This window comes from Pseudomonadota bacterium, assembly GCA_022361155.1.
Classification (GTDB): domain Bacteria; phylum Myxococcota_A; class Polyangia; order Polyangiales; family JAKSBK01; genus JAKSBK01.
Map to the genome: position 1 here is coordinate 1 of JAKSBK010000220.1, position 11,224 is coordinate 11,224.

Sequence of the window (11,224 nt, forward strand, 5' to 3'; positions counted from 1 at the left end):
CCTCGCCACAGGAATCCTGATCGTTTGGCCCCAGCCCTGGCGCCCGCTGGCGGCGTTGGGACCTCCTCGAATATGCGCTGCACAGCATCGAAATTAACCGCAGTCTTCGTCGGTCCGCCTTGCCAGCGAGCCCCACTGCAGGCCCCAACCAACCAGGATTCCTGTGGCGAGGCACTAGCTATAGCTAGGTCGTAGTCGTTGCAACGCGTAGACCTACGCCGGAAGCAGTCTCTCGGGCGCGCTTCGCTGACGTCGGAGGCCATGGGGCTACTGGTGCTCCTCTCTTGCTCCGGAGCCGGCTGCCGCGGCCGTCCCATCCCCTCCGAGCCTTCCTCTGAGCAACCCGGCCATGTTGGACAGGGCGGCCATGTTGGACAGGGCGGCCATGTTGGACAGAGCGGCCATGCTGGACAACGCGGCAATGCCGGACAACGCGGTAATGCTGGCGCGGCCGGGAGCACGGCCGGGGCATCAACGGTGCGGCCCCCGCCACGGCTTTCCTCAGACCGGGCAACGCCCAAGCTGATCTACCCACGAGACCTGGCTCAGCGGATCGAAAAGCGCGTCAGCTTCCTTTGGTCGCAGGCGCCCGTAGGCCAACCCGAACTCTTCGACTTCGAGCTCGACGGCAAGATCGAGCGGATCGCGGGACGCTCCAGCGCCTACAAGGTGTTGTCTCGCGGGCAGCACCGTTGGCGCGTAGCCCGCATCGATGCCAGCGGTGCCCGTCAAGCCTGGAGCAGGATGCATCGCGTCGAGCTGGTCGTACCGCCTACCCAGCCCGACAACGAGCGTACCGTCCTTTTCGACGAGCTCGTCAGCAGGATTCGACGTCGGGACGCGTTTGCTCCCGTGAAGTGGACCAAGTTGGGAACCGACTTCGAACGAGAGCTGCGCAGGCTCGATCTCCGCAACCAATTCGCACTCGCCAATACCGATATCGCCCTGCTCAGGGCCCTGCTCAAACTGAGCAACGCCCGCAAGGACCGGCATCTCGTATTCGACGCCACGAGCAAATACCGGCGGCGGCGCACCCATGCCCCGGTCAGATTCTACCCGGATCTGGCCGACCTCAAGGCGCCCCTGTTTTTCGTGGGAACGCTCACCAAGCGGGCCGCGGCGGCTGGCGTGCGTAAGCGCGATCTACTGGTGGCTGTCAACGGCGTGCCGGTTGACGAATACCTGAGAATGCTCGAGCCCTACGTGGCCTATTCGACCTACCGACACATGTTGGTGCGTCACGCCAGTCGTTATCTGGCGGCCAAGAACAAGGCGTTTGGTCCAGAGCTGTATCTTCCCGACGAGAAGGTCCGCTACACTCTGCACAGTGCGCTCTCGGGACGCTGGTACGAGGTCACGTTCCGTTACGAGAATCCGCGAAACCTTTCGTGGCGTGAGCCCCCATTGCTCGACTGGGACCGCGAACAGGAGCCTCGAGACGCGGCGCACTTTGAAGCCATGTATCGGGATCTGGGGTTTTCGCAAGTGTTCGACAACCATCGCAGTTGCGCCTTGTACGTGGATCACGCCAGGCGGTTAGCCCTGTTGGAATGGTACGCGTTCCGGGATATGCGCCGGAGCATCACGGAATTGATCCGGGCCGCACGCGAGGAACGAGTGCTGCGCTACGATCTGATTGTGGACGCCACCCACAGCCAGGGAGGTAGGCGGAGCGCGTTGCTGGTCCAGGTTCTTGCAGCGAGGCCCTTCAAGACCACCTTCAGCGACCTGCGAGTGCAGGACAAGGAGTTCGTACGCAGCCATCTGGACCGCTACTCGAGGCAGGTGCAGGCCTGGGCCAACGCGGCCATGTCGCGCGGGCGCGCCTATACGACTCGGGCGCCCTACAAGCTCGAGCTGCTCGACGTCGATGATGCTGGGATCATGAAGCCCGCCAAGGAGCGATTTCGCGGGCGCAAGGTGGCGCTCTTGTTTCCGCTGGCGGGCTCGAGCCTGGACCAGTTTGCCGCCATGATCATCGACAATCCGGGTCTCGAGATTCACACCATGGGCATGCCCACGGGCGGCTTCAGCAAGTCCTGGATGTGGGCGCAGACCATCCGTTTGCCCCGGGGCCGCGAGCTGGCCTTCAAGCACTCCGTGGGGCACACCGTGCGGCCAAACGGGGAGCTTCTCGAGGGCAACCCGGCGCTGCCCCGGCGGATCGTGCGCTTCACGCGCGGCAATTTCGGGACCTACTTTCGAGACCTGGTAGTTGCTGCCCGCCAGCACCTGCTCGAGAAGCGAAGCGCACCATGACGAGACCCACGGGCGGATCTCGGGATCCCGATACACGCTGGTGCGACCATGGCGGCGAAGCGTTGCCGGACACACCTCAGGGGCGAGCTCGGCTATTCATCAACATGTTCATCGCCGGTCTGCTGCTCGTGCAACTGGCGGTGCCGCTGAGTTGCTACCTGATGGATCGGGGGTCGGACGAGCGTTTCTGCTGGCGCATGTTTTCTTCCGTACACATGCGGAAGTGTCAGGTCGCCGTGGTGGAAATGAACAGGCAAGGAGGGTCGATCGTGCCGCGCTCCGTACCTTTGCGCAGGGAGCTCCATACGGCTTGGGTCAAGTCCCTCAAGCGCTTTCGCCGAATCGTGGTCGACAAGTTTCTGCACTGGCGTTGCGAGCAACCCCACACCGCGGTCGTGACGCTGACCAGAACCTGCCGGGAGACTGACGGAACTCGGGTGCGAGCGGACACACTGCACGTCAACTGCGCAACCAAGCACATCAAGGAGATGGAAAGGGTCCGATGAGCGCCTGGAATCGCCACTGGTACGGATCCGTTGCTGCCCTGCGGCCTTATCTCCTGCGTAAGGGCATCCTGATCTTGCTCGCCTTCGACACCTGGGTGCTCATGGTCAGGCACGCGGGCCGCTACGGGGCCGGTGGTTTCAACGTGGCACACTTTGGTTGGCTGGACGCGCTGCATCCCGTGCCTACGCCCGACTGGTACGTAGGCATGCTGACATTGAGCGCCTTTCTGGCGCTGGCGATGGCTCTCGCGGGCGAGACCACGGTCGGGATGCTGGGCTTGTTCGCGCTCTACACCTATTCATGGAGCATGAGCATGCTGGACAGCTACCAGCATCACTACCTGCTTTCGCTCATGCTGCTTTGTTTGGCGTTGTTTCCACGCATCGGTGCAGAAGGGCTCTTGTCGCCGCTGCGGCAATCCTCGCACGCCGCCCCGGGCCAGCTCCGGTGCACCGAAAGCGGCCCGAGATCGATCCTGCCGCGCGCCACACAGGCATGGCTGTATACGGGGGTTGCGGCTGCAGTGGTCGTGCTGCTGCTCACGGTAGGCCGATCGAGCGGCTCTTGGCTCTGGCTCGGTGGTGGGATCGTAGTGATCGTGGTTACGGCCGTATTCTGCGCGCGTTCGGGCGAGGTCTGTGTGCTGGCGCTGACCGGCGCCTGGGCATACCGGCTGCTGCTCACGATCGTGGCCGTCGTGTACGGCTACGCCGCCATCGCCAAGATCGACACCATGTGGCGCGAAGGTCACACGTTCCGTTCCATCGGGGACTCGGATCGACTGCTGGAGCCCGTCGCGCGCTTCGTTGCTGGATTCGGGTTCAGCGAAGCAAGCTTCTGGGAGCTGGCTGCGACCGGTGTGGTCGCGGGCGAGGTCGCGCTTGCGTTCGGTTACGCGCTCGCGGTCTACCGCGACCAGTACGACCGCCCGTGGCTGCAGGCCTGCTCGTGGGCCACGTGGGTCTTGGCTCTCGGCCTGCACGTCACCATCGAGCTCATCGATCTCAGCATCGGCTGGTTCAGCTACTACATGTCCTGGGCGGCCTGTGTTTGCCTCTTGCCGGTGCGCTGGTTGCACGTGCTGACTCTGGCCATCACGTGGCCTGCGCGGCAAGCCCTCGCCCTTCTTGGGCGCTGGGACAGGGACGAGTCAACCCACAAGGAGAGCCCGATCGTCGGCTTCATGCTGGCCTTGGCCGTGGCTGGTCTGGCGCTTTGGACCGGATGGTCGATCGACCTGCCTGGCGTGTTTGGTGCCACGCTGCTGGTTGGCCTTGGCTTGCTCGTTCGTGCTGCGGTGGCCCTGCACAGCACCCGGCAACGCACGCTGCTCAGGCGCTACCTGCTTTCCACCGGTCTATCGGCCGCCCTGTTGTGGCTTGCGGTGGCGCGCGGATCGGTACGCTTCGACTACTACCGCTTCGTGGGCAGCGACCTCCGGCATCGCGGGGAGCTTGAGGCGGCGCTCGAGGCGTACGTCAAAGCGGATCGCCACGCCCCCGAGGGCAAGTCGCGCCGCAAGCAGATCGACAAGCTCAAGCGCCTGCTCGCGAGGTAACGAACGGCGGGTGCGTATCGCAGACGCACAGGCATGCGGACGAAAGTCACGGCTAGTGCAGGCGGAACGAACTCATGATTCGTGGTACTAGTCTGCGCGCTGGGCGCGAAACTTCATGATCTGCCGCAGCTCCCTGTCGGAGGGAGGGTTGATCGGGGGTGGGGGCAGCTCGCGGATGTCGACCACCGCGATGCCGCGTGTGGAGGGATGATCGCCTACCTTGACGTCGAGCTTGACCACGCCGCCCTTGGCCTCGCGTGGGGTGGCCGCCACGTAGGTGATGCCACCCCCGCCCGGGCGGATCTGCCCGGTGATCAGGCGCAAGCCGAAGTAGCGCCGCAGCTTGTCGACCGGGACCCTCGATTCGTAGACCCAGCGCCGCCTCATCGCACGCTTGCGCGTGAGGCCGCGCGGAAGCGTCAGACCGGACAGCACCTGTTCGGAGGGTAAGAGATTGCCTTCGGCATCGTAGAGCGTGCGTTTCCTCACGACCTCGGCCAGCGACGGTTGGCCGGCGACCTCCAGCAGCTTGTTGACCTGGGGCGGCTCGCGTTTGGGCTTGGCGCAACCGACTGCGAGGGCCGACGCGGCCAAAGCGAGGCTCACGGCAATCGGGGCAGGGCGTATGGGCACAGGGTCCTCCGATCCTGGTCAGCTAATCGACGCTACCGGCGATGGATTGGATTTTCGTGACGCTGGCGGGCGTGGGCAGGGACATGGACTCCGTTTTGATCACGCCACCTTTGTCCGCGCTGCTGTCGCCGCCGGCGTTCAGCACCAGCTCGAAGTTGGAAGCGGCAGCCGTGGGGATCGCCGCGCGGTTGCCACCGAGGTAGGGGTCGCTGATAGTGGTGGTGTCAAAGCACTGTGGCCTCTTGGTGATGCCCACACCCATGAAGAGCTTGTTCGTGTGGGCAGAACCGACCAGGCCGCCCACTCCCGCGGTGGCTACCGGCCCCGGGGGCGAGCTGCTGTCGTCGTCGATGAAGTCGTATGCGTAGACGTAGCTCTGGCCGAAGTCGCACGAGCTGCCTCCGGTCGTGGACTTGAAGGTCGAGAAGTAGACATTGCCGTCGAACAACTCGACCGGTCCGGTTACCGACTCTCCACTGGCGAGCGTCTTGGTCCAGTTGATTGCTGCCCGCGTGTCGTTGAGATCGATGGTGCCGTCCGCGTTGAGATCGAGCCGCTCGGTCAGGGACACCACGCGGTGGGCCTTGGTCGTGGCAAGATCATCGGTGTCACCCGTGCCCACCACGACCACGGCCCGGCCCCTGCTGTCGACGCTTATCGCGGGTCGCTCGTAGGTTGGGTAACCCGCGTTCCAGGCGGCGTTGTAGTAGATGTCGTGAAAGGGGCGTGCCGTCCAGCCCAGGGTGGGATCGGTCTTCACGGGGTCGCTGCCCGTGAGGTCGATCCGCCAGACAATGCCGTCCTGGTCGGTCACGAAAGCGCGCGTGGCCACGGTGCCGACCTCGCCCGGAAAGACCGATACCGACCCGGAAAGAGGCGCTGTGAAAACCCGCTCGTCGATGTGCTTGAGCACGGTGCCTGTCTCGACATCGACGATGTAGACGGAGCGTCCGTCGTCCTTCCAACACCGGGCCTGGCTGCGATGGTTCGTGAGCGAGCCGTAGGTGTCGGTCTCGCGGTCGATCGAAGAGTGGCTCTGCCAAACCGAGGTGCCGGCGCGGTAGGTGTTGCAGCTGGAGCTCGATTCAAGCTCGCCCAAGCCGCCGGGCAGGATCGCGACCGCACGCTCCTGGATCGTGCTGTTGTAGTTGACAAGCACCTGCGCCAGCGCGGGTTGACCGTAGGTGAGGCCCAGGTACGAGCGCTCGCCGTTGCCGGGGCATGGGCCGCCACCGCCCTCTTCGCCCTCCTCATCGTCTTCGTCGTTGTCGTCTTCGGAGCAGCGATTGTCCTCTTCTCCACCACCGCCGCAGCCTGTCCCCTCGTCGAGCTCCTCGCTGAAGTCGGTGTCGCACTCGTAGCAGGGCTCGGTGAAAGTGTGGGTGAACTGCCACAGGAATTTGGGATCGACCGGGTCGGTCACATCCAGTGCCACAAAACCCTTGCCTCCACCCCTGAGGCCCGTTACGAGCACGCTGTGGTAGTCGTCGGGGCTTGGCGTCGAGCCCGGCGTGCGCGAGAAGTACACGTCCTTGACCACCGGGGTGCCGTCGGCCAGGAACTGATGCGAATCCACGGCTGCGTCGAGCTTGGCCATCACGAGCGGCGGAACAAAGCCCCACATTTCTTCTCCAGGGTTGTAGGTGGTGCTTGTGTGCGCGGTGTCGCTCGAGTCCACGGGGTAGCTGTCGAGCGCGAAGGCATGCAGGATGCCGTCGTTCGAGCCCACGTACAGCGTGTGGGGCCGGCTGCGTACCGCGAGCTTGCGCCGAAACAGGTTATAGGAGTGGTCGGCGCTGTCGAACTGGGGCGGGCCTACGGCGACTGGCGAGGAGTGGTAGATGTCGCCGAGCTTTTTGTCCGAGCGGTTGCTCGACGAGTTGGCATGCACCCAGTTGACGATCGTGTTGCGACGCGAGGTCTCCCACGAGTTCAGGCCGAGGTTCTGGGGCGCGATGTTCGAGTTGGTGAAGTCCACGTTGCTGCAGCCGCTCGTGCCGCATGGGGCGGTGGTCAGGCCCTTCCACATGTGGGCGTCCTGCGAGTAGCCCGCCGGCTTGACCGTCCACAGGTTGCGCGACGTGCTCCGGTTGTTCAGCACCTCGTGGAAGCGGTCCTCGCTCGAGAGCGAGGGCTCGCTGATGCTGGTTCCGCTGCACACGAAGCGCCGCCGCTCCAGAAACCCCTGCCACGGGTCGCTGCCGGAGCCCACCACGAAGCCCGCGTTGACCTGGAACTGCTGCATGGCGGCCGCACCGCTCACGCTGTTGGCAAACGCGGGCGTCGAGCGTGAGGTGGTTTCGTGCACGCCTTGATCGAGTGTGGTGGCGAGCGCGCTCCTGAGCTCGCTCAGGTTGTCGGCAAACAGCGCCTGGTCGCTTCCGCCATTCGACGCCAGCGAATCGAGTGTGTCCCTGACGCTTTGGTCCGCTGCCGAGAAGCCTATTACGAAGAGCTTCTCGAGCGGCCCCGTGGACGAGCTGCAGCTGGTGGTGCCCGACCCGCAGCGCAGGTAGGCGGCAGCGTCGTCAGCCAGCGGATAGGGGCAGCTATAGCCCGGCGTGTTGCAACCGAGGTCCCGGTAGTCTGGATCCGGCACCCCGTCGGTCAACAGCAAGGCATAGCGCTTGCGGCAGCCGTAGTAGGCATCGCTGCCGCTTTTTACGTGGGCGTGGTTCTCGAAGTAGTAGTAGACATCGTCCAGAGCCGCCGCGATCGGGGTTCCCGAAAAGGGCCGCACCGACAGCAAGGTGCTTTGAATGTTGGAGTTGATGGTAGCGAGGTCATCGGAGTCGCTTCCCACCGAGATCAACTTGCCCTCATCGCCCGAGCTGTCGCGGGCACCCGTGTCCATCTTGTAATCCGTGGTGCAGCCCGGGTACTTGAAGGTCTTGGCGCCCGCGTACGACCACATGCCTTCCTCGCTGGCGCTGTCCGAGTCCGACCAGCTGGCTTCGGTCACCATGGGCGACTCCCCGTACCAGGTGGCCATGCCGTCGAAGGTCATCAGGCCGAACTTGACCTGGCCCGAGTACGAATCGAGGATGCCGTCGCTGTTTTGGCCGGAACCGGGCGGATCGTGATGGGGAATGAAGTAGCCGATGTCGTAGGTCATGCCGTTGGCTGCGGTGCGCGCCTTTTCGGTGCAGCTGAAGCTCGTATAGCTCCCGGTCAACGCCTCGAGCGCGGTGGCCCAACGGTTCTTTTGGTTCGCGCTGCAGTCCGGCTCGCACTCCACGCAGCTGGGCGAAGTACAGGTGCACCCGGCCACCCGTTCCATCGAGCCGGAGGTGTCGACGACGAGCATCATCACGGACTTGATGTTGCGCACGTCGGGCGTTTCTGCCTGCGCCTTGTTTATGAGCGCGCTGCTCCCAAACGCCAGGCTTCCAAGCGCGAGCACGCCGGCCAGGGTCCATGCCTCCAACAAACGTCCTTTGCCAAGTAGCTTCATTCCCATCACCTTCACACCGTCATTTCGCAAAGGGCCCCGAGACCGCATAGGCTCGCGCGTCCGACGCGCCTTCGTGGTAGCCGCGGCGACCCGAGCTCGAATCGTAGTCGCTGTCGCCGCTGTCCCCGGTGTCGCCGGCCACCAGTGTCCGCCCCCGCGCCGTATAGGTTGCCCGCATGTACTGCAGCGACCCATGGCCGTCGACACGGCGCCCGGCCACCACGCCCGAGAAGGTGTATTGATCGTTGATGTCGATCGCGAACCAGGGCGTATAGGCTTGGCAGGGCCCAAGCGAGCCGATTTCGCCCGATGCGCAGGTCTTGTTTTCGACCGGCGGCACGCCCGAGCCGACCAGGCTGGAGTCGTAGTCGCTCATATAGAGCCGGTAGCTTTCCTTCTTGTAGGTGCCGCTCGCCGTGTCGATGGTCTGATCCGTGAAATCAGGCTCGTTGAACACGCTCATGTCCGGCGGGTCGGATAGGCTCATGGCGTGCAGCAGCGCGCGCGGACCCACCTCGTCGACCAGGTGCACGGTTGCGATCAGCGCGGCTTCCGCCAGGTACTTGGTCTGCAAGGCCTGCCGGCTGTGACCCGAGGCACGCATTTCCGAATTGGTCGAGGTCACGGCCATGGTTGCGGCCGCCGTCGTCACCAGGAGCACCATCATGACCAGCATCATGGCGGCCCCTTGCTGCCGCTTGTTACGCCGGCGGCGACCGCTCGGGCGTCCATACCGGAGGGACGTTTCGCCAGCTACAGGGGCTCGTACTTGTGTTGGTGGGCGCATGCGGATCACCTGAAGCCGAGGTATGCGATGTTGGGCAGGAGCACCTGAGCCCGCAGGGTGCGAACCCGGGCCGCACCGGGGCGTGCGGCGTCGAAACGAAAGCGCGAGAGCGGCGCACCCGCGGCGCGCGCGATCCAGCGAAAGCGCCCGTCCTGGGTCGGGCTGCGCACGGACATGGTGACTATGGCGCTGCGCAGATCCTGGACCTGGTTGATGGTAGGAGTGGCGACCAAGGTCGGGGCCGTGCCCAATCCGGCGGCCTGATCCTCGACCCACTCGACGTTGAAGTGCACCACGTTTTCGAGCACGACCCGGGCCGGGATGTCGGTGGTGAGCTCGGCCGTGGATGTGGGGTTGAGCTCCCGCCGTACCAGGTGGGTGTAGCTGCCCGTAACCGCGCTGTTGCCGGTGTCGGCTTCGCCGCTCGCTGCCTGAACGCGGTACTCTATCCGAGCCAGCGGCGCGACCGTGGCGCCACCGCCGAGGCCGCCGAGGCAGGCCGTGCCGACCGGCAGCGAGCCCAAGTTGGGCACAGTGATGGTCACCGCGAGCGGATCGGTCGCAGTGCTCGGCATGACCGCCGGCGTGGCAGCGACCTGGACAAAGAACTTGTCGCCCGTGATGGTCTCGATGCGCAGCATGCGATCCTTGCGGAACACATCCTGCACCGCGCCGGAATCCACCGTGTCGGGTGCGGGCGGGGTTTCCCACCACTTCGTGAACATGCGGCGAAAAGCCTGCCAATCGCGCTGCAGGTAGAGGATCGTGCCGTCGGTCGAGATCGACTGAATCAGGTACTGGTCCGACGTAACATAGTTGCCGAGCAGGGTGATGCGGTCCGCCTCGACGCCGTGCTCACCGGTGGGATCGACCAGCGCGTTGTCCGCGTTGTTGGAGTGCTCGACAGCCACCGCGCTCCCGCTCGTCAAGCAGCGCTGATCGATGGCGGCATCGGGCGTCGCAAGAAAGCCGGCGCGAGCCAGGTCGCGTGTGACCTGCTTCATTGCGATCCGCAGCGATGTCTGCAGCTGCGAGAGCCTGCCCTCGTTCTTGAAGTGGTCGCTCGACGCGGCACCCACATAGTAGATCGACGAGACCGCGATGGCCCCGGCCGTGAGCGCGACCATCAGCTCGAGCATCGAAAAACCGGCGCTGCGTATGCCGCGGGGCTTGGCGTTCATAGCGTCCTCAAAGGTGTCCAGCGCAGCACGTCGGAGGCGTAGATGACGTGGTACCTGGCGGCGGTGGCCGTGCCCGGCGCGAGGTTGGCCTGGGCGCTCGGACCACAGCTCGCAAAGTCGGTGGCGAGGTGTGCCCCCTGGGCCTTTCTTGGCCAGTAGACGCGTACGTCCGCCCGCATGGCCTCACCGCTGAACACCCAGGTGAGCCGGTAGCTCATGCAAAAGCGCGTGTTGGCATCGACGATGGGCGCGAGGTCCCGACCCCAATGGTCGAACGCAGGTGACTGGGTGCCCACCACGCTCGGTACGATCCAGGTGCCGTCCACGGTTTGCAGGTAGTCGGTGTTCGTGAGCACGTTGGCTGCGTTCCACTGCAGCGCGTCCAGCTTGAGCCGCTCGAGCCAGGTCTGCATGATCTGCGTCGCAGTCGACATTTCACGCGACGTCGTGTTCGCGCGCGTCGTGAGCTGCTGCAGCCCGACGAGCGCGGTAGCTCCCACCACCATGACAGCCAGCGCCATCATGACCTCGATCACGGTGAACCCGGATCGGTTGCAGCGCTGCCGGCTTCGACTGCGAGAGCTTCGACTCACCCGAACAGCCTCCTTCCTTCGGCGCCGTTGCTCATTTCAACCGCGTTGCTCATTTCAGCAGCCTTGCGGTGCCGCCCAGAGGGAACACGATCCGGCGAGACACACCCTTGATGACGCCGCCCACCTTGCGATCCACGTTGAAGATCACGCCCGTGGTTACGCCGGCTACGCTCCACAAGAAGCGTCCCGAGCCCGAGCGCATCATCACGGCGCCGCTCGGCTCGTAGCAGATGTCCACATCCGGGTCGGGCG

The 11,224-nt window shown here is 64.7% G+C and carries 10 protein-coding genes; 3 read left to right on the forward strand and 7 right to left on the reverse strand.

Going from position 1 to position 11,224, the window contains the following annotated elements:
- Positions 1-267: 267 nt before the first annotated feature.
- Positions 268-432 (reverse strand): hypothetical protein, encoded by a 165-nt coding sequence (locus MJD61_08435; protein ID MCG8555300.1) that lies wholly within the window; start codon positions 430-432, stop codon positions 268-270.
- Between the two features lie 45 nt (positions 433-477).
- Here MJD61_08435 and MJD61_08440 point away from each other — a divergent pair, with 45 nt between their 5' ends.
- From MJD61_08440 to MJD61_08450, 3 genes are read left to right on the forward strand one after another with little or no spacing between them, the layout of a single operon-like run.
- A complete protein-coding gene (locus MJD61_08440) occupies positions 478-2,259 on the forward strand; it encodes a hypothetical protein (GenBank protein MCG8555301.1) in 1,782 nt (593 codons plus the stop codon).
- Complete coding sequence (locus MJD61_08445) at positions 2,256-2,765, forward strand: hypothetical protein (protein ID MCG8555302.1); 510 nt, start codon at positions 2,256-2,258, stop codon at positions 2,763-2,765. Before MJD61_08440 ends, MJD61_08445 begins: the two co-directional genes overlap by 4 nt.
- Positions 2,762-4,324 carry a hypothetical protein gene (locus tag MJD61_08450; GenBank protein ID MCG8555303.1) on the forward strand — a complete coding sequence of 521 codons (1,563 nt, stop codon included), beginning with the start codon at positions 2,762-2,764 and terminating at the stop codon, positions 4,322-4,324. Before MJD61_08445 ends, MJD61_08450 begins: the two co-directional genes overlap by 4 nt.
- Positions 4,325-4,411: 87 nt before the next feature.
- Here the strand turns inward: MJD61_08450 and MJD61_08455 are convergent, their stop codons facing one another.
- The 6 genes from MJD61_08455 to MJD61_08480 form a co-directional block, all read right to left on the reverse strand.
- Positions 4,412-4,957, reverse strand: coding sequence for a hypothetical protein (locus MJD61_08455; GenBank protein MCG8555304.1), 546 nt, complete (start codon positions 4,955-4,957; stop codon positions 4,412-4,414).
- A 22-nt stretch (positions 4,958-4,979) separates the two neighbouring features.
- Positions 4,980-8,411 carry a hypothetical protein gene (locus MJD61_08460; protein MCG8555305.1) on the reverse strand — a complete coding sequence of 1,144 codons (3,432 nt, stop codon included), beginning with the start codon at positions 8,409-8,411 and terminating at the stop codon, positions 4,980-4,982.
- Between the two features lie 19 nt (positions 8,412-8,430).
- A complete protein-coding gene (locus tag MJD61_08465; protein MCG8555306.1) occupies positions 8,431-9,090 on the reverse strand; it encodes a hypothetical protein in 660 nt (219 codons plus the stop codon).
- A 113-nt stretch (positions 9,091-9,203) separates the two neighbouring features.
- Positions 9,204-10,379 carry a prepilin-type N-terminal cleavage/methylation domain-containing protein gene (locus tag MJD61_08470; GenBank protein ID MCG8555307.1) on the reverse strand — a complete coding sequence of 392 codons (1,176 nt, stop codon included), beginning with the start codon at positions 10,377-10,379 and terminating at the stop codon, positions 9,204-9,206.
- Positions 10,376-10,972, reverse strand: coding sequence for a prepilin-type N-terminal cleavage/methylation domain-containing protein (locus MJD61_08475; protein MCG8555308.1), 597 nt, complete (start codon positions 10,970-10,972; stop codon positions 10,376-10,378). Before MJD61_08475 ends, MJD61_08470 begins: the two co-directional genes overlap by 4 nt.
- Positions 10,973-11,021: 49 nt before the next feature.
- A partial coding sequence (locus tag MJD61_08480; GenBank protein ID MCG8555309.1) for a hypothetical protein occupies positions 11,022-11,224 on the reverse strand: 203 nt, incomplete at its 5' end.